This is a genomic window from Pseudomonas sp. B21-010 (assembly GCF_024749325.1).
Lineage (GTDB): Bacteria > Pseudomonadota > Gammaproteobacteria > Pseudomonadales > Pseudomonadaceae > Aquipseudomonas > Aquipseudomonas kilonensis.
Genome location: NZ_CP087198.1, coordinates 5,499,469 through 5,517,472, shown reverse-complemented (window position 1 = coordinate 5,517,472; position 18,004 = coordinate 5,499,469). Strand labels below are relative to the sequence as shown.

General features: G+C 61.1%; 16 protein-coding genes. 14 read left to right on the top strand and 2 right to left on the bottom strand.

Translation table 11 applies throughout. From position 1 onward, the window contains the following. Positions 1-6: 6 nt before the first annotated feature. The 3 genes from proB (at position 7) to LOY50_RS24595 (ending at position 3,708) form a co-directional block, all read left to right on the top strand. Positions 7-1,125, top strand: coding sequence for a glutamate 5-kinase (gene proB, locus LOY50_RS24605; RefSeq protein ID WP_018600988.1), 1,119 nt, complete (start codon positions 7-9; stop codon positions 1,123-1,125). Positions 1,126-1,134: 9 nt separating this feature from the next. Beyond that, complete coding sequence (locus LOY50_RS24600) at positions 1,135-1,590, top strand: CreA family protein (protein ID WP_003205733.1); 456 nt, start codon at positions 1,135-1,137, stop codon at positions 1,588-1,590. Between the two features lie 81 nt (positions 1,591-1,671). Beyond that, positions 1,672-3,708 (top strand): hypothetical protein, encoded by a 2,037-nt coding sequence (locus tag LOY50_RS24595; protein ID WP_258689413.1) that lies wholly within the window; start codon positions 1,672-1,674, stop codon positions 3,706-3,708. Positions 3,709-4,091: 383 nt separating this feature from the next. Here the strand turns inward: LOY50_RS24595 and rpsT are convergent, their stop codons facing one another. Then, positions 4,092-4,370, bottom strand: coding sequence for a 30S ribosomal protein S20 (rpsT, locus tag LOY50_RS24590; protein WP_003185593.1), 279 nt, complete (start codon positions 4,368-4,370; stop codon positions 4,092-4,094). 254 nt (positions 4,371-4,624) lie between these two features. Here rpsT and murJ point away from each other — a divergent pair, with 254 nt between their 5' ends. The 6 genes from murJ to ispH all read left to right on the top strand — a co-directional run bounded on the left by murJ (position 4,625) and on the right by ispH (position 12,165). Next, positions 4,625-6,163 (top strand): murein biosynthesis integral membrane protein MurJ, encoded by a 1,539-nt coding sequence (gene murJ, locus LOY50_RS24585; protein WP_214512587.1) that lies wholly within the window; start codon positions 4,625-4,627, stop codon positions 6,161-6,163. Positions 6,164-6,292: 129 nt separating this feature from the next. Continuing rightward, positions 6,293-7,231 (top strand): bifunctional riboflavin kinase/FAD synthetase, encoded by a 939-nt coding sequence (ribF, locus tag LOY50_RS24580; protein WP_214512588.1) that lies wholly within the window; start codon positions 6,293-6,295, stop codon positions 7,229-7,231. 13 nt (positions 7,232-7,244) lie between these two features. After that, entirely contained in the window at positions 7,245-10,076 is a 2,832-nt protein-coding gene (gene ileS, locus LOY50_RS24575; protein ID WP_258689412.1) for an isoleucine--tRNA ligase, read from the top strand. Continuing rightward, positions 10,069-10,581 carry a signal peptidase II gene (gene lspA / locus LOY50_RS24570; protein ID WP_003205724.1) on the top strand — a complete coding sequence of 171 codons (513 nt, stop codon included), beginning with the start codon at positions 10,069-10,071 and terminating at the stop codon, positions 10,579-10,581. The genes ileS and lspA overlap by 8 nt, the downstream gene beginning before the upstream one ends. After that, positions 10,574-11,011 carry an FKBP-type peptidyl-prolyl cis-trans isomerase gene (gene fkpB, locus LOY50_RS24565; RefSeq protein ID WP_258689411.1) on the top strand — a complete coding sequence of 146 codons (438 nt, stop codon included), beginning with the start codon at positions 10,574-10,576 and terminating at the stop codon, positions 11,009-11,011. Before lspA ends, fkpB begins: the two co-directional genes overlap by 8 nt. 206 nt (positions 11,012-11,217) lie before the next feature. Beyond that, positions 11,218-12,165 (top strand): 4-hydroxy-3-methylbut-2-enyl diphosphate reductase, encoded by a 948-nt coding sequence (gene ispH / locus LOY50_RS24560; protein WP_253469507.1) that lies wholly within the window; start codon positions 11,218-11,220, stop codon positions 12,163-12,165. Here ispH and LOY50_RS24555 read toward each other — a convergent pair. Beyond that, positions 12,119-12,658: a GspH/FimT family pseudopilin gene (locus LOY50_RS24555; RefSeq protein WP_258691274.1), complete on the bottom strand. Its 540-nt coding sequence runs from the start codon at positions 12,656-12,658 to the stop codon at positions 12,119-12,121. The genes ispH and LOY50_RS24555 overlap by 47 nt on opposite strands. Positions 12,659-12,778: 120 nt before the next feature. On the opposite strand from LOY50_RS24555, the gene LOY50_RS24550 reads away from it, so the two are divergent. From LOY50_RS24550 to LOY50_RS24530, 5 genes are read left to right on the top strand one after another with little or no spacing between them, the layout of a single operon-like run. Then, complete coding sequence (locus LOY50_RS24550) at positions 12,779-13,252, top strand: GspH/FimT family pseudopilin (protein WP_253469501.1); 474 nt, start codon at positions 12,779-12,781, stop codon at positions 13,250-13,252. Next, positions 13,249-13,710, top strand: a complete 462-nt coding sequence (pilV, locus tag LOY50_RS24545; RefSeq protein ID WP_214512592.1) for a type IV pilus modification protein PilV — start codon at positions 13,249-13,251, stop codon at positions 13,708-13,710. Before LOY50_RS24550 ends, pilV begins: the two co-directional genes overlap by 4 nt. Next, a complete protein-coding gene (locus tag LOY50_RS24540) occupies positions 13,707-14,423 on the top strand; it encodes a PilW family protein (protein ID WP_253469499.1) in 717 nt (238 codons plus the stop codon). Before pilV ends, LOY50_RS24540 begins: the two co-directional genes overlap by 4 nt. A 20-nt stretch (positions 14,424-14,443) precedes the next feature. Next, a complete protein-coding gene (locus LOY50_RS24535) occupies positions 14,444-14,914 on the top strand; it encodes a PilX N-terminal domain-containing pilus assembly protein (RefSeq protein ID WP_258691273.1) in 471 nt (156 codons plus the stop codon). Then, the gene (locus LOY50_RS24530) at positions 14,901-17,999 is read left to right on the top strand and encodes a pilus assembly protein (RefSeq protein WP_258689408.1); all 3,099 of its coding nucleotides are present in this window, start codon (positions 14,901-14,903) and stop codon (positions 17,997-17,999) included. The genes LOY50_RS24535 and LOY50_RS24530 overlap by 14 nt, the downstream gene beginning before the upstream one ends. Positions 18,000-18,004: the final 5 nt, after the last annotated feature.

Below are 18,004 nucleotides of genomic sequence, written 5' to 3'. Positions count from 1 at the left end.
AAGATGATGCGGAGCAAGGTGACGGGTGCGCAGCGCTGGGTCGTGAAGATCGGCAGCGCACTGCTGACGGCAGATGGCAAGGGCCTGGACCGCCAGGCAATGGCGGTGTGGGTCGAGCAGATGGTGGCCTTGCATGAGGCTGGCGTCGAGCTGGTATTGGTCTCTTCCGGGGCTGTGGCCGCCGGTATGAGCCGCCTGGGCTGGACGTCGCGACCCAGCGCGATGCATGAGCTGCAGGCTGCCGCCGCCATCGGCCAGATGGGCCTGGTGCAGGCTTGGGAATCAAGCTTCGCCGAGCACGGTCGCCATACGGCGCAGATCCTGCTGACCCACGATGACCTGTCCGACCGCAAGCGCTACCTCAATGCCCGCAGTACCTTGCGCGCGCTGGTGGAGCTGAAAGTCATCCCGGTGATCAACGAGAACGACACGGTGGTCACCGACGAGATCCGTTTCGGCGATAACGACACCCTGGCCGCGCTGGTGGCGAACCTGGTGGAGGCGGATCTGCTGGTGATCCTCACGGATCGCGACGGCATGTTCGATGCCGATCCGCGCAACAATCCCGATGCCAAGCTGATCTACGAAGCCCGCGCCGACGATCCGGCGCTGGACGCGGTGGCGGGTGGCACGGGTGGTGCGCTGGGCCGTGGTGGCATGCAGACCAAGCTGCGCGCCGCGCGTCTGGCGGCGCGGTCCGGGGCTCACACCATCATCGTGGGTGGGCGCTTGGAGCGGGTGCTGGATCGCCTGAAAGCTGGCGAACGGATCGGCACCTTGCTCTCTCCGGAGCGTGGCATGTTGGCGGCGCGCAAGCAGTGGCTGGCTGGGCATCTGCAGACCCGTGGCACCTTGGTGCTGGATGCTGGTGCTGTGACGGCCCTGTCCCAAGGCAACAAAAGCCTGCTGCCGGTGGGTGTGAAGTTGGTACAAGGCAGTTTCCGTCGGGGCGAAATGGTGGTGTGCGTGGCCCCGGACGGTCGCGAGATCGCCCGTGGCCTGGCCAACTACAGTGCGTTGGAAGCGCAGAAAATCATCGGTCAGTCGTCTGATGCGATTGTCGGTCTGTTGGGTTACATGGCGGAGCCCGAGCTGGTTCACCGTGACAACCTGATCCTCGTCTAAGGAAAAATCATGGGTTTGGCAAAAGGATTGATCGGCTTGCTGCTGGCTGTGCCGCTGCTGGCTTCGGCCGAAGAAATTGGCCAAGTGTCGACGGTGTTCAAGTTTGTCGGGCCGAACGATCGGATCGTGGTCGAGGCGTTCGACGATCCCAAGGTGGATGGCGTGACCTGTTACCTGTCGCGGGCCAAGACCGGCGGCGTGAAGGGCGGCCTGGGTCTGGCCGAGGATCGCGCCGAGGCGTCCATCGCCTGCCGCCAGGTGGGGCCCATCAGCTTCAAGGGTGAGCTCAAGGATGGCGAAGAGGTGTTCCGTGAGCGCACTTCGCTGGTGTTCAAGACCATGCAAGTGGTGCGATTCCTCGACAAGAAGCGCAATACGCTGGTGTACCTGGTCTACAGCGATCGCGTGATCGAGGGCAGCCCGCAGAACGCGGTGACGGCTATTCCGATCTTGCCTTGGCGTTAAGTAGCGAATGACGGGCGAGCCGATCGGCTCGCTTTTTTTATCTCCATGGATTTGTTGTGCTTTTGGCGCGAAGGGATTCGTATGCGTGCGTTTTTGCTGTTGTTTGTATTGGGCTGTTCGGTGTCCGTCGGGGCTTTGGCCGAGCCGTTTTATAGCGAAAAAATCCTGGCCCATCCGCTGATAAAAACTTCCCAGGAGAGTGGGGCGACGCTGGCATTTATCCGCGAGGCCGAGGGTGTCGTGGGCTACTCATGTCTGTGTGATTCGCCGGATGGCGTCCCGCAAGTGCTCGACAGATATGGCGATGCGAGTGTCGAGTCGGTGTTCTACGCCAGCCTCGACAGTGATCTCCAGACGCTGGTCGTGCTGTCGCGGGCAAAGGGGCAGTATGCCCTTCATGGTTATCGGTTCGTGCCGTCCACTGGTGGTTATCGCCGGCTCGAGACATTGCAGTCGGTATTGGATCGTATCGCCGCTGATCGCAAGGTCCTCACTGCCGCGCTGGTCCAGAAAGAGCTGGGCAAGTTGCCGCCCTACGATTACAGCGCCGTTTTGCCCAAGACCGGTATCGCCGAGTTCGACACGCTGGAGCCCGCGAGTGGCACGCTGGTGGGGTACTTTGGCGTCGACGGTGTCCCGGCGTCAGTGGGGCAGCCGCCAGAGGACCCTCATCGCGACACCTACAAAAAGACTTTTCAGCAGCGCGAAGGACGCTGGCTCACGCTGACTTATGAGCGCGTGCCGCCTCAGGACGAGGATGTGGGCTCTGCCTATCGTGTCAGCAGGATGGCCTGGGAAACCCGTCCAGAGGTGTACCAGGGCTCCGAGGATGGGGCGTGGGCGTTCTTGGGTAACGGGCGGCTCTGGGCGCTGGGTGCCTATGTCCAGGGCAAGAGGTCGGGCAAGTGGGCGGAGTTCGACGAGTCGGGCTACGCGTCCACCGGCGCCTATGTGGATGGACTGCGCCAGGGGCCGTGGGTCGTCAGTGATGGCGGCACGGTTTCCAAGGGCATGATCGTCGACGATTTCTATGAGGGGCGCTGGACGATCGAGGCGCAGGACGATGAGGGGGCGATGTCCGGCTTCGATACATACAAACACGGCGATTTTGACGGGCCTTCCGAGCGCGTGCGCCATGGTGAGGTGGTCCAGCGCGGCGATTTCGTGGCGGGGATGCAGCACGGTGACTGGAAAATGCCGTGGGGTGAGGGGCGTTACGTGCAAGGTGTTCGAGAAGGCCGTTGGACATTGAAGGTGGAAGGCGGTGGTGTCCAGACCGTCGATTTCGTCGCCGACAAGAAGCAAGGCGAATTGCGTGAAGTGGATGCCGCAGGTGTGTTGCGGCTCGTCGAGCATTACCGCGCGGGTGTGTTGGATGGATTGAAAGAAGCCTATGCGGCCAATGGCAAACTCATCTATTCGGCCAGCTATGTCAACGGCCAGATCGAAGGGCGGGCGCTGACCTATACCGATGATGGTGCCGTGCTGCTGTCGGATATCTCGTGGCGCCATGGTTCGCGAGAGGGCGCCTTTCGTCTCTATCATCCCAATGGCCAGCCCGATACGGTGGCGACGTACGAGGGGGATGAGCCCATTGGCAACCTGCAGTCATTTGATGCGACTGGGGTGCTGATCGCGGACAGGAACTATTGCCACGTGCCTGATGGGAAATACACCCGTATCAAGCTTTGCGGCAAACAGCGCGGGGCTTTCAACAATGCGCATTTCGACTCGGAGAGTGATTACCTGTTCGGTAATGAGCAAAGTGCCCGCCACACCCAGGATGGGCGCAAGGTCCGGGAGGTGCTGTTGGGGCCTGATGATCGCGTGACTCGTAACGACTACTACCCCAATGGCCAGTTGAAGTTCTCTGAAGCCAAGCAGGGCTTTCGCCTGATAACGGTCGAGGGGCGCGAATACAAGGACTACTCGTACGCCAAGCGCGAAGGTGAGACGGTCTACTACTACCCGACGGGTGTGGTTGAGCGCCGTATGAACTTCAAGGGTGACAAGATAGTGGGTTGTTACACCGGCTACGACGAGGCGGGGGTGCAGAATTTCCCACCACCGGGAGGCTGTCCTCCGCCGAAGCCGGTGGTTTTCAACTTTGGCGAATAGTGCGGGGCTTTAGTGGAGGTATCTGTTTTCACTGACGCCATCGCGAGCAGGCTCGCTCCCACAAGGGGTCTCTGGTGGGCAGTGGATATGCAGCGCACCGAGAACCGATGTGGGAGCCGAGCTTGCTCGCGATAGCGGTGGCACGCCCAGCATGGATGCAGGCTGACTCTCCGCCATCGCGAGCAAGCTCGGCTCCCACAGGGATTTGTGGTGGATGCGATTTGTGTGAGTGTCTCGGAGTTGATGTGGGAGCGAGCCTGCTCGCGATGCGGTGGTGCATTCAGTATTAAGGCAAGCTGATCCACTGCTTCCGCAAGGAGGGGTGTTAAATCGCAGGCAATAAAAAACCGACCCTGAGGTCGGTTTTTTAACGAGCGCGTCGCTTAGGCAGCAGCGGCAACGTTCAGGGCCTTTACGTGGCCATTCAAACGGCTCTTATGGCGAGCAGCCTTGTTCTTGTGGATGATGCCTTTATCGGCCATACGGTCGATAACTGGCACAGCCAGAACGTAAGCAGCTTGAGCTTTTTCAGCGTCTTTTGCGTCGATGGCCTTAACTACGTTCTTGATGTAGGTACGGACCATGGAACGCAGGCTGGCGTTGTGGCTGCGACGCTTCTCAGCCTGTTTTGCACGTTTTTTGGCGGAAGGTGTGTTGGCCACCGTCGAGCTCCTCGAAAGACTTTTTGGGAAATAGCAAACAAAATAGGCCGCGAATCATGCCGATGAGTTGAAGTCTTGTCAAGGGCGGGTGACGCGTTCCGCTGAATGGCAGGTGCTGCGCACCGAAGGATTTCTTTCCGGCGTGCGACCTGTAAACTCGCGGACTTTGGCTCTGCACTGTTTAGCGGCGCGGAGTATCGCACAAGTGGGCGCGTTGTTCGCCTGCTGTTTATCGACAGGCAAAAACTCTTTTCATGAATCTGCTCAAATCGTTGGCCGCCGTCAGCTCTATCACGATGCTTTCCCGCGTCCTGGGGTTCGTTCGCGATACGTTGATCGCACGGATATTCGGCGCCGGGATGGCCACCGACGCCTTCTTCATCGCCTTCAAGTTGCCCAACCTGCTACGGCGGATCTTCGCCGAAGGGGCGTTCTCCCAGGCCTTCGTGCCGATCCTGGCGGAATATAAAAGCCAGAAGGGCGACGAAGCGACCCGCACGTTCATTGCCTACGTCACCGGCCTGCTGACGTTGGTGCTGGCGCTGGTCACGGCGGCCGGCATGCTCGCCGCGCCCTGGGTAATCTGGGCCACGGCCCCGGGTTTCACCGATACGCCAGAAAAATTCCAGCTCACCTCGGACCTGCTGCGGGTGACCTTTCCTTATATATTGCTGATTTCCCTGTCGTCCCTGGCCGGGGCGATCCTCAATACCTGGAACCGCTTTTCCGTACCGGCCTTTGTGCCGACCCTGCTCAACGTCAGCATGATCGTGTTCGCGGTATTCCTGACGCCGTATTTCGATCCGCCGGTGATGGCCCTCGGCTGGGCGGTGCTGGTGGGTGGCCTGGCGCAATTACTTTATCAACTGCCGCACCTGAAAAAGATCGGCATGTTGGTCCTGCCACGGCTGAACCTGCGCGACAGCGGCGTGTGGCGGGTGATGAAGCAGATGTTGCCGGCGATCCTCGGGGTGTCGGTAAGCCAGATTTCCCTGATCATCAACACCATCTTTGCCTCGTTCCTGGTGGCCGGTTCGGTGTCGTGGATGTATTACGCCGACCGCTTGATGGAATTGCCGTCCGGCGTGCTGGGTGTGGCCCTGGGTACGATCCTGCTGCCAACCCTGGCCAAGACCTACGCCAGTCAGGACCGCCAGGAGTACTCGCGCATCCTCGACTGGGGCCTGCGCCTGTGTTTCGTGCTGGTCTTGCCCTGTTCCCTGGCACTGGGAATCCTGGCTGAGCCGCTGACGGTTTCGCTGTTCCAATACGGTCAATTCAACGCCTTCGACGCCTTGATGACCCAGCGTGCGCTGATTGCCTACTCGGTGGGCCTGCTCGGGATCATCGTGATCAAGGTGCTGGCGCCGGGGTTCTATGCCCAGCAGAACATTCGCACGCCAGTGAAAATCGCCATTTTCACCCTGGTGATGACCCAATTGTTCAACCTGATGCTCATCGGCCCGTTGGCCCACGCCGGCCTGGCCCTGGCGATCAGCGCTGGCGCGTGCCTCAATGCCGGGCTGCTGTTTTACCAGTTGCGCAAGCAGAAGATGTATCAGCCGCAGCCGGGCTGGGGCAAATTCGGCCTCAAGCTGGTGGTGGCCGTGGCGGTGATGTCGGCGGTTTTGCTGGGGGCGATGCATTTCATGCCGGCCTGGGGCGAAGGGCAGATGCTCGAGCGGTTCCTGCGCTTGGGTGTGCTGGTGGTTGCCGGTGTGGTGGCGTATTTCGGCATGTTGCTGCTGATGGGGTTCCGTCTGCGTGACTTCAATCGCAAGGCCTTGAGCTGAGGGCAAGCACCCGATAATCCCGGGCTGGGCAGTGGTTTTGTCGGTTCGATCACTTTGGGGTGCGGTGTTGCCTGTCGTCGGCCGCCGGGTGTGGTTATAATCGGCCACTTTATGAGCAAGAAGCGCGTTATGCAGCTGGTCCGAGGCCTCCACAACCTGCGCCCCCAGCATCGGGGCTGTGTCGCCACTATTGGCAACTTTGACGGTGTTCACCGTGGCCACCAGGCTATTCTGGCGCGACTGCGCGAGCGTGCACTGGAGTTGGGCGTGCCCAGCTGCGTGGTGATTTTCGAGCCGCAGCCGCGGGAGTTTTTCGCCCCGGATACCGCCCCGGCCCGTCTGGCCCGGTTGCGCGACAAACTGCAATTGCTGGCCGCCGAAGGCGTCGACCGGGTCCTGTGCCTGGCCTTCAACCAAGGCCTGAGCAAGCTCAGCGCTGCAGAGTTCGTCAAGACCATCCTGGTGGACGGCCTGGATGTGAAGCATCTGGAAGTCGGCGATGATTTCCGTTTCGGCTGCGACCGCTCCGGGGATTTCGACTACCTGCAACAAGCCGGTATCGCCCATGGGTTTACCGTCGAAGCGGCGCAGACTGTCGAGATGGACGGCTTGCGCGTCAGCAGCACCCAGGTCCGCAATGCCCTGGCGGCTGCCGACTTTGAATTGGCCGAGCGCTTGCTTGGCCGGCCGTACCGGATTGCCGGGCGGATCCTGCACGGGCAGAAACTGGCGCGCCAATTGGGCACGCCAACGGCCAACGTGCAACTCAAGCGTCGTCGTGTGCCGCTGACCGGGGTGTTCCTGGTGAGTGTCGAGATCGACGGCAAGACCTGGCCCGGTGTCGCCAATATCGGCGTACGACCTACGGTCCAAGGGGATGGCAAGGCCCACCTCGAAGTACATGTTCTGGATTTTGCCGGCGATCTGTATGACCGGCGTTTGACGGTGGTTTTCCACCATAAGCTGCGTGAAGAGCAGCGTTTTGCCTCTCTGGAGGCGCTCAAGACGGCGATCCATGCAGATATCGCCGCCGCCCGTGCCCTTGTCGCAACCAGCGCCAATCGCTAATGAAGAGCCTTAAATGACCGACTATAAAGCCACGCTAAACCTTCCGGACACCGCCTTCCCAATGAAGGCCGGCCTGCCTCAGCGCGAACCACAGATTCTGCAGCGTTGGGACAGCATTGGCCTGTACGGAAAGTTGCGCGAAATTGGCAAGGATCGTCCGAAGTTCGTCCTGCACGACGGCCCTCCGTACGCCAACGGCACTATCCACATCGGTCATGCGCTGAACAAGATTCTCAAGGACATGATCATCCGCTCCAAGACCCTGTCGGGTTTTGATGCGCCGTACGTCCCGGGCTGGGACTGCCATGGCCTGCCGATCGAACACAAGGTCGAAGTGACCCACGGCAAGAACCTGGGCGCGGACAAGACCCGCGAACTGTGCCGTGCCTACGCCACCGAGCAGATCGAAGGGCAGAAGTCCGAATTCATCCGCCTCGGCGTGCTGGGCGACTTCGCCAACCCGTACAAGACCATGGACTTCAAGAACGAAGCCGGCGAAATCCGTGCCCTGGCGAAAATCGTCGAGGGCGGCTTCGTGTTCAAGGGCCTCAAGCCGGTGAACTGGTGCTTCGATTGCGGTTCGGCCCTGGCCGAGGCGGAGGTCGAGTACGAGAACAAGAAGTCCTCGACCATCGACGTCGCGTTCCCGATCGCCGATGAAGACAAGCTCGCCGCGGCTTTCGGCCTGGGCAAGCTGGCCAAGCCGGCCTCGATCGTGATCTGGACCACCACCCCGTGGACCATCCCGGCCAACCAGGCGCTGAACGTCCACCCGGAATTCAACTACGCCCTGGTCGACGTCGGCGACACACTGCTGGTGCTGGCCGAAGAACTGGTCGAATCCTGCCTGGCCCGCTACAACCTCGAAGGTTCGGTGGTCGCCACCGCGCCAGGTTCGGCGCTGGAGTTGATCAATTTCCGTCATCCGTTCTATGACCGCCTGTCGCCGGTGTACCTGGCCGACTACGTGGAACTGGGCGCAGGTACTGGCGTGGTTCACTCCGCGCCGGCCTATGGCGTCGACGACTTTGTGACCTGCAAGAAATACGGCATGGTCAACGACGACATCCTCAACCCGGTGCAGAGCAATGGCGTGTACGCGCCGTCGCTGGAGTTCTTTGGCGGCCAGTTCATCTGGAAAGCCAACCCGGCCATCGTCGACAAACTGACCGAAGTCGGCGCGCTGCTGCACACCACCGTCATCGAACACAGCTACATGCACTGCTGGCGGCACAAGACCCCGCTGATCTACCGCGCCACCGCGCAGTGGTTCATCGGCATGGACAAGCAGCCAACCAGCGGCGACACCCTGCGCCAGCGTTCGCTCAAGGCCATCGAAGAGACCCAGTTCGTGCCGGCCTGGGGCCAGGCGCGCCTGCACTCGATGATCGCCAACCGTCCGGACTGGTGCATCTCCCGCCAGCGCAACTGGGGCGTGCCGATCCCGTTCTTCCTGAACAAGGAAAGCGGCGAGTTGCACCCGCGCACCGTCGAACTGATGGAAATCGTGGCCAAGCGCGTCGAGTCCGAAGGCATCGAAGCCTGGTTCAAGATGGATGCCGCCGAGCTGCTGGGTGACGAAGCGCCGCTGTACGACAAGATCAGCGACACCCTGGACGTCTGGTTCGACTCCGGCACCACCCATTGGCACGTGCTGCGCGGTTCGCACCCGATGGGCCACGAGACGGGCCCGCGTGCCGACCTGTACCTGGAAGGCTCGGACCAGCACCGCGGCTGGTTCCACTCGTCGCTGCTGACCGGTTGCGCCATCGACAACCACGCGCCGTATCGCGAGTTGCTGACCCACGGCTTCACGGTCGACGAGTCCGGTCGCAAGATGTCCAAGTCCCTGGGCAACGTGATCGCGCCGCAGAAGGTCAACGACACCTTGGGCGCCGACATCATGCGCCTGTGGGTGGCCTCCACCGACTATTCCGGCGAGATGGCCGTTTCCGAGCAGATCCTGCAGCGCAGCGCGGACGCCTACCGGCGGATCCGTAACACCGCGCGCTTCCTGCTTTCCAACCTGACCGGTTTCAACCCGGCCACCGACCTGCTGCCGGCCGAAGAAATGCTCGCGCTGGACCGTTGGGCCGTGGACCGTACCCTGCTGCTGCAACGCGAATTGCAGGAGCACTACGGCGAATACCGCTTCTGGAACGTCTACTCCAAGATCCACAACTTCTGCGTGCAGGAGCTCGGTGGTTTCTACCTCGACATCATCAAGGACCGCCAGTACACCACTGGCGCCAACAGCAAGGCCCGTCGTTCGTGCCAGACCGCGCTGTTCCACATCAGCGAGGCCCTGGTGCGCTGGATCGCACCGATCCTGGCGTTCACCGCCGACGAGCTGTGGCAGTACCTGCCGGGCGAGCGTAACGAATCGGTGATGCTCAACACCTGGTACGAAGGCCTGACCGAACTGCCGCAAGGCTTCGAGCTGGATCGTGCGTATTGGGATCGCGTGATGGCGGTCAAGGCGGCGGTCAACAAGGAAATGGAGATCCAGCGTGCGGCCAAGGCCGTCGGTGGCAACCTGCAGGCCGAAGTGACCCTCTATGCCGAAGATGACCTGAGTGCCGATCTGGCCAGGCTGAGCAACGAGCTGCGCTTCGTGCTGATCACCTCCACCGCCAGCGTTGCACCTTTCGTGCAGGCGCCGGCCGATGCGGTGATCACTGAAGTCAGCGGCCTGAAGCTGAAGATCGTCAAGTCGAACCACACCAAGTGCGCCCGTTGCTGGCACTGCCGTGAAGACGTCGGCGTGAATCCGGAGCATCCGGAAATCTGCGGTCGTTGCGTCGACAACATCAGCGGCACCGGTGAGGTTCGTCATTATGCCTAACGCGGCGGGCCGCTTCGGGCGGCTGGGCTGGCTCTGGTTGAGTGTGCTGGTACTGGTCATCGACCAGGCCAGCAAGTACTACTTCGAGAACTCGCTGACCATGTACCAGCAGATCGTGATCATTCCCGACTACTTCAGCTGGACCTTGGCCTACAACACTGGTGCGGCATTCAGCTTCCTGGCCGACAGTTCGGGCTGGCAGCGCTGGCTGTTCGCCCTGATCGCCGTCGTGGTCAGCGCCGTGCTGGTGGTCTGGCTCAAGCGCCTGGGGCGCAATGAGACCTGGCTGGCCGTGGCGCTGGCCTTGGTGCTCGGTGGTGCCTTGGGCAACCTCTATGACCGCATCGCCCTGGGCCATGTCATCGATTTCATCCTGGTGCATTGGCAGAACCGCTGGTATTTCCCGGCGTTCAACTTTGCCGACAGCGCCATCAGCGTGGGCGCCGTGATGCTCGCCCTGGATATGTTCAAGAGCAAGAAAACCGGAGAAGCCGTCCATGACTGAGCAGCGTATCGCTCAAAACACTGAAGTGAAGCTTCACTTCGCCCTGTACCTGGAAAACGGTGACACCGTCGACAGCACCTTCGACAAGGCTCCGGCGGTGTTCCAGGTCGGTGATGGCAACCTGCTACCAGGCTTCGAAGCGGCGATCTTCGGCTTCAAGGCCGGCGACAAGCGCACTGTGGTCGTACCGCCAGAAAACGCCTTTGGTCAGCCCAACCCGCAAAACGTGCAGACCATGCCACGCTCCCAGTTCCAGGACATGGAACTGTCCCAGGGCCTGCTGGTGATCTTCAACGACGCGGCCAATACCGAGTTGCCGGGTGTGGTGAAGGCTTTCGACGACGCCCAGGTGACCGTGGACTTCAACCATCCGCTGGCGGGCAAGACCTTGAACTTCGAAGTGGAAATCCTCGAAGTGAAGGCGGTTTAAGGTTTTACAGGCAGTTCCTGCTGCCACTCGATTTACTGTGGGAGCGAGCTCGCTCGCGATTGCGCAGACCCTTTTAGTCCAGGGGTGACTGCCCCATCGCCATCGCGAGCAAGCTCGCTCCCACATGGGATCTCCATTGTTTTCGGGCCTTTCGCTCGATTAACAGGCAAGCATTCAATTCTTGCGCGCAAGACACGAGGCACAGCATGCAAATCAAACTCGCCAACCCCCGTGGCTTCTGCGCCGGTGTGGACCGGGCGATCGAAATCGTCAACCGCGCCCTGGAAGTCTTCGGGCCGCCGATCTACGTGCGCCACGAAGTGGTCCACAACAAATTCGTCGTCGAAGACCTGCGTAGCCGTGGGGCGATTTTCGTCGAGGAACTGGACCAGGTGCCGGACGACGTCATCGTGATCTTCAGCGCCCATGGGGTTTCCCAGGCCGTACGCACTGAAGCCGCCGGCCGTGGCCTGAAGGTTTTCGACGCGACGTGCCCATTGGTGACCAAGGTGCACATCGAAGTGGCGCGCTACAGCCGTGATGGTCGCGAATGCATCCTGATCGGCCATGAAGGCCATCCGGAAGTCGAAGGCACCATGGGTCAATACGATGCCAGCAACGGCGGTGCGATCTACCTGGTCGAAGACGAGGAAGACGTGGCGGCCCTGCAGGTTCGCAACCCTGAGAGCCTGGCTTTTGTTACCCAGACGACCCTGTCCATGGACGACACCAGCCGTGTGATCGACGCCCTGCGCTCGCGCTTTCCGGCCATCGGCGGCCCGCGCAAGGATGACATCTGCTACGCCACCCAGAACCGTCAGGATGCGGTCAAGCAACTGGCCGATGAGTGCGATGTGGTGCTGGTCGTCGGCAGCCCCAACAGCTCCAACTCCAACCGCTTGCGTGAGCTGGCCGAGCGCATGGCCACCCCGGCCTACCTGATCGACGGTGCCGAAGACATGCAACGCAGCTGGTTCGATGGGGTCGAGCGCATCGGCATCACTGCCGGTGCCTCCGCGCCGGAAGTGCTGGTGCGCGGTGTGATCCAGCAATTGCAGGCCTGGGGCGCAACGGGTGCCGATGAACTGGCCGGTCGCGAGGAGAACGTCACGTTCTCGATGCCGAAAGAGTTGCGCGTGCGCTCCTTGCTTTAAGTCCTTTCTCGCACAGCGCCTGTTCGGCCGCGACGCTTTCCAGGCGGACGCGGCCGGAAGGCGCCAGTATCACTTGATGGTGGCTGACCGGCCCGCGTTTGGCGCAGACATGCAGCCTGCCGGCCTGGAAGGCGCCGCTGGATTGCAGTGCTTCGCCCTGGCTGCCAAACCTCACCCTGCGTCTCATCGGCTGGTTGCCGACCACACGAGCGCTTGCGGTGCGTTCCATCAGCAAGGTTTTTTCCTTGTTGTCCAGCATGATCCGCCAACCCCGGCCCCAATCGTTGTCTATCCCTTGTATCAATACCCTGCGGTTACGCGTGATGGCTTCGCTGCGGGCAATGCGCAATCCGCTGATCAGCAACTGCGCGGTGTCTTCGCGTTCGATGGATTCGATCAGCTCTTTGTAGCTCGCGCCGGCCCACGGCAGAACAATTGCGGCGATTGCCAGTCCCATGAGCAGTTCGATCAGGCTGAAACCCTGTTGATACATGACGTCTCCTCCCTGGAGTACGAAAACGACGAGCGCCGTGAACCGAAACAACCGCACACAAGGCGGTGGTTTGTTCTAGCGTGTAGAGGCAGGTATAGCCGACGGCAACGGAGGGCATCGATGGATCTTCGTACAAAAGGTTTCACGCTGATCGAGGTGCTGGTGGCCCTTGGCGTGCTGCTGATCCTGATTACCATGGCGGTGCCGTCATTCACGGGCTCGCTGCAGAGCACCAAGGCCGATACCGAGATCGGCGACTTGCGCCGGGCGCTGAACTTTGCCCGGATGGAGGCGATCGACCGTGGTATCACCACGCGAATTCGTCCCACGACCCAAGGCGGTGCCTGGAGCGGCGAACTCACGGTGTATGACAGTACTGGCTCGTCGCCCATTATATTGCGGGTTGTTCCAGCGATGGGCAGTGGCGTGACTCTGACGCTACCCTCAGACGTGACTAGCATCGATTTCAACAACCTCGGCGGGTTATCGGCACCGGCCACGCCAGTGAGCTTCAATTACGTAAGAGGAGCGCAGAGCAGGACGCTGAATGTTTGCCTCAATGGACGAATCGTATTGGGTGGAAATTGCGGATGAAGGGTTGCAGTAAAAGGGCGCAGGCCGGCATGACGTTGATCGAGGTGCTGGTGGCGGTGCTGATTCTCGGCGTCGGCTTGCTGGGGGCGGCGATGATCCAGCTCAATGCGCTCAAGTACACCGACAGTTCGCGCATGACCAGCCAGGCCAGTTTCATTGCCTATGACCTGCTGGACCGCATTCGCGCCAACTCCGGCGCCGACTACACCATCACACCGCCCAGCTCGCCGAACCTCAACGTGGCCCGGGACCAGGATCTCTACGATTTCAAGACCAACATCATCGCCTTCGGCGGCGCCACGGCCACCGGCACCATTGCCCTGAACCAGCGGGTCTACACGATTACCATCTCCTGGGACGACGCCCGGGCCGCCAACACCACCAACGCCGCTGAGGCGCGACGCAGCTTCGTACTGACCAGCCGCGTCGCTGTCGATCCGGCGGGGACGCCGCCATGAACCGGTACAGTCGCGGTTTTGGCCTGATCGAGTTGATGATCGCGCTGGTGCTCAGCCTGATCGTCATCCTGGGTGTCGTGCAGATTTTCATTGCCGCCAAAAATACCTACGTCAGCCAGAATGCCGCCGCGGTGATTCAGGAGGACGCGCGGTTTGCCTTGAGCAAAATGGTCCAGGAAATTCGCATGGTGGGCATGTTCGGCTGCCTGGCGACCATCATCGATGCCTCGACGGATAACAGTTTCGCTGCCAGCCAGACCACTCCAATCCGTTGGGATAACGCCAACCGGAGGCTGACGCTGGTCACCGCGGACATTGGGGGTGGCGGTAGCCTGCCGACCTGGACCGTCGTCTCCGATTGCCGTACCTCGGCGACGGCCTACTCGAACGCCCGGGCGCCAGCGACGGGGCAGTTGGCGTTCCCGATCCGTCGACTGGTCTACAGCTTCAACAACAACCAATTGCTGTTGGGCAGCGGCACCGGCAATCCGCCGACGCTGTCGGTGCTGGTGGACAACGTGCGGGCATTCGATGTGACGTTCGGCATGGCCGCCAGCGCCACGGACATCGCAGCGTCGAGCTACACCGGCAACCCGGCAGACCCGGCACTGATCCGCAGCGTGCGCCTGAGCCTGACGCTCTTTGATCCAAGGAACACGGTGCGCGAGCAGACCTTCAATGTGGTTGCCGCCTTGCGCAACCGGCTTCTATGAGGGGGCGATCGATGATCTCGATGGATCTCAAGCATCGCCAGCGTGGCATGGCACTGCTGGTCAGCCTGGTTTTCCTGTTGCTGCTGACGCTGATCGGCCTGTCGTCGATGCAGAGCGCCACTCTTCAGGAAAAAATGACCAGCAGCGTCATGCAACGCAACCAGTCCTTCCAGATCGCCGAGGCTGCGTTGAGGATGGGTGAGAGTGCGGTGCAGGTCGAGACCTATTCACTGGCGGTCTGCACCACCGCGACTCAATGCGCGCCGCCGGCCGAGTCGGCGACCATCACTGCGGCGGGGCGCAATTCGTCGTCCGGGGTGCTCTGGGTTGCCGCTGCCGGCGGGTTTTATGGCGTGCAGAACATCGGCACTACACTTGCTGCGGTCAACGTGCCGGTCAATACCTCGGCGACGCTGTACCGGATCACGGCGGTGGCGGTGGTGGGCAATAACCAGCGCAGCGTGGTGGAGAGCATCTATGCGAAATACTGAGGCTCGCCGTGGCTGGATAGCGATGTTGTGGGGGGTGTTGCTCAGCCTTTACCTGATGGCCCCGGCTTATGCCTTCACGCCTTCGGATTCACCGCTGTTGAGTGCGGCTGCCGTCACGCCGAACGTGATGCTGCTGATCGATGATTCGGGGAGTATGAACAACATTATCTGGGCGGCGGGGTTTGATCCCTCTGCCACTCAGGTGCGCACATACGGATGCAGCGCCTCGAATAACTGCAGCAGCGTCTTTGAGCTGGATATGACCGATGGCAATGTTTTGCTGGCGAGCCTGTTCCGTGGGGGCTGTTCGAGCGGTTGGTATGGTTTCTATCGACCCAACCTCGGTCGGGTATGCTTGAAGCTACCCGATCCGGTGGGTAATGGGGACACTCGATACACGGCCCAATACCTGGCGTATCTGGTGACCCTGGCCAACGGCTCGAGCCGGGACTTCACCACCGGCACTATCCCCACCGACTATCGAATCAACGTGGCACGGGATGTCTCCAACGACTTGGTCGCCAATAACCGTGCCCTGCGTATTGGCCTCGCCACGTTCAATCCACCTAATTTCAGCAACTCCGGCCCCGGGGGCTACATCGCTCGCGCCATCAGCGACCTGTCACCGGTCAGCGGCAGCGTGACCCAGACCCAGGCCAACAGCAACTACAGCGCCCTGATCAACGCGATCAACGCCTTGGGTGCGGTCGCCAATACACCGTTGGCCGAGAGCTATTACGAAGTCACCCGCTATTTCAGGGGAATGGCGCCGTACTACAACAGCACACCGGCCACCTACACCAGCCCGATCCAGTACCGTTGCCAGAAGAACTTCGGTGTAGTGATCACCGACGGCTTGCCCACCTTTGACCGAACGTTTCCCACCAACGACCCGCAGGGCTTGGCCCGGTTGCCGAATTGGGATGGCATCAACAACGATGGCGACGATCTCAATGGTGATGGCGAGGGCGACACGCTTTACCTGGACGACATCGCCAAGTTCGCTTTCGATATCGACATGCGCACCACCGGCACCGACGCCACCGGCAAGAGCTGGAACGCCACGGATTTTCCCCGGCAATACCTCAATACCTATACCGTGGGTTTTACCGCCGCCAACCCGATGTTGTCCGACGCTGCCCGCTACGGCACCGGGAAGTATTACCAGGCGACCGACAGCGAAGGCCTGAACTCAGCGCTGTCATCGGCCTTGAGCGACATCACTTCCAAGGCCGGCTCCGGGGGCGGCGGCACGACCAATGCCGCGACACTGTCCAGCACCTCCAGCTACTACCAGACCACCTATGATCCCAAGGATTGGCGCGGCACCATCAAGGCGTTCGGCTTCAACTCGACCGGAACGGTCAACACGGCAGCGGTGCAATGGACCACCGACACGGCCATCGTGCCCAGCGCCACGGCGCCGATCTATCAATCCTGGAACACCGCGACCAATGTGCCGGTGACCCTGGCCTATGGCAACTTTTCGCCGGCCCAGCAAACCAGCCTCAGCCAGAACCTGCCCACGGGGATCACCGGCAATGACCTGGTGGAGTGGAGCAAGGGCGTCAATAAAACCGGCCTGAAGGTACGCAGTGTGTTGCTGGGGGACATCATCAATTCGCCGTTGGTGCTGGCATCGCCCAATGACCAGACCGCTGCGGATTTACTCAACGACACCAGCTACAGCACCTACCTGGCGACCAAGGCAACGAACATGAATGCCAACCTGGTGGTGAATGCCAATGACGGCTTCTTCAGCGTCATCAACAGCACCAATGGCACGCGGCGCTATGCCTATATGCCTTCGAGCGTGCTGTCCTCGTTGGAAGATATCGCCGACATCAACTACATCAATGGCGTGAGCCATCAGTTTTTGGTGGACGGGCAGGTCGGCGTGTTCGATGTGCAATCGGGCAGCGCCTGGAAGACCGTCGCCCTTGGCGGAACGGGGGCTGGCGGCAAGACGTTCTATGCGGTGCAACTGTTCGATGCGGCGGCGGGCAATGCGTTGCGGGCGTTGTGGGAAATCAGCGCTCCCACCGTTGCCAACACGGCTAACGTCTTCAATGACTTGGGCTACGCCTACGCACGCCCTGAAGTCGCGCGCCTGGCGGACGGTCGCTGGGCGGCGTTCATCGGCAATGGCTATGGCAGCAACAGTGGTGTGGCGGCGTTGTATGTGGTGGATATCCGCGACGGTTCGCTGATCAAAAAAATCGTCATTAACAGCAGCGAGACTGATAACGGCCTGTCGTCGGTCAAGCTGCGGGTCAACTCCCAGAACGTGGTGCAGTCCGCGTACGGCGGCGACCTGAAGGGACGGATGTGGAAGTTCGACCTCAGTGGTACCTCTCCGACCGCGTGGGGGATGGCGTTTGCTGGCCAGCCGTTGTTCACCGCACCCGGTGGGGCAACCCAGCCGATCACCGTGCAGCCACTGCTGGCAGACAACCCCCAGGGTGGCACCCAGGTGTTTTTCGGCACCGGCAAGTTCAACGAAGCGGCAGACAAGCTCAACAAGGATCTACAGGCGTTCTATTCGATCTGGGACGCCACCGGCGGCGCAGGGCAAATCACTGTGTCGAGCCTGCAGGCCCAGTCGATCACGGGGGTGTTTTCAGGCAGCACGGGGCAGTTCGTGACCACCAGCCAGACCGACGTGACGTATACGACGAAGAAGGGCTGGTACCTGCCTTTGGTGTACAACAATGTGCTGACCGGAGAGCGGGTCATCAACCCGGCCAACCTGGTGCTTGGGCGGGTAGTCTTTACCACGGCCGCCGTGGACACCACCGACCCTTGCGCCAGCTTCGGTACCGGCAAACTGATCGAACTGGATGCATTCAACGGTAAGATGCTCAACTATGCGGTACTCGATACCAACAACGATGGTTCGCTCACCAGCCTCGACACGATTTCCGCCGGTGTGGTGTTCACGGGCGGCATCCCGACCCTGAGCGCCGTCGTCAGTGCCAACGGCGCCACTAACATGATCGTGAACGACTCCAGTGGTGGTATCACCGACCTGGTGGGCAAGTCCGTCGGCGGCAGCCGCCGCATCATGTGGCGGCAAATACAATAGAAGAG

Excerpts from the sequence above, each read along its gene's own strand:
- ileS (WP_258689412.1), top strand. The coding sequence starts at position 7,245 with ATGACCGACTATAAAGCCACGCTAAACCTTCCGGACACCGCCTTCCCA.
- pilV (WP_214512592.1), top strand. The coding sequence starts at position 13,249 with ATGAAGGGTTGCAGTAAAAGGGCGCAGGCCGGCATGACGTTGATCGAG.
- LOY50_RS24595 (WP_258689413.1), top strand. The coding sequence starts at position 1,672 with ATGCGTGCGTTTTTGCTGTTGTTTGTATTGGGCTGTTCGGTGTCCGTC.
- LOY50_RS24535 (WP_258691273.1), top strand. The coding sequence starts at position 14,444 with ATGGATCTCAAGCATCGCCAGCGTGGCATGGCACTGCTGGTCAGCCTG.
- LOY50_RS24555 (WP_258691274.1), bottom strand. The coding sequence starts at position 12,658 with ATGTATCAACAGGGTTTCAGCCTGATCGAACTGCTCATGGGACTGGCA.
- LOY50_RS24550 (WP_253469501.1), top strand. The coding sequence starts at position 12,779 with ATGGATCTTCGTACAAAAGGTTTCACGCTGATCGAGGTGCTGGTGGCC.
- murJ (WP_214512587.1), top strand. The coding sequence starts at position 4,625 with ATGAATCTGCTCAAATCGTTGGCCGCCGTCAGCTCTATCACGATGCTT.
- proB (WP_018600988.1), top strand. The coding sequence starts at position 7 with ATGCGGAGCAAGGTGACGGGTGCGCAGCGCTGGGTCGTGAAGATCGGC.
- LOY50_RS24530 (WP_258689408.1), top strand. The coding sequence starts at position 14,901 with ATGCGAAATACTGAGGCTCGCCGTGGCTGGATAGCGATGTTGTGGGGG.
- ispH (WP_253469507.1), top strand. The coding sequence starts at position 11,218 with ATGCAAATCAAACTCGCCAACCCCCGTGGCTTCTGCGCCGGTGTGGAC.
- ribF (WP_214512588.1), top strand. The coding sequence starts at position 6,293 with ATGCAGCTGGTCCGAGGCCTCCACAACCTGCGCCCCCAGCATCGGGGC.
- LOY50_RS24540 (WP_253469499.1), top strand. The coding sequence starts at position 13,707 with ATGAACCGGTACAGTCGCGGTTTTGGCCTGATCGAGTTGATGATCGCG.
- fkpB (WP_258689411.1), top strand. The coding sequence starts at position 10,574 with ATGACTGAGCAGCGTATCGCTCAAAACACTGAAGTGAAGCTTCACTTC.
- LOY50_RS24600 (WP_003205733.1), top strand. The coding sequence starts at position 1,135 with ATGGGTTTGGCAAAAGGATTGATCGGCTTGCTGCTGGCTGTGCCGCTG.
- lspA (WP_003205724.1), top strand. The coding sequence starts at position 10,069 with ATGCCTAACGCGGCGGGCCGCTTCGGGCGGCTGGGCTGGCTCTGGTTG.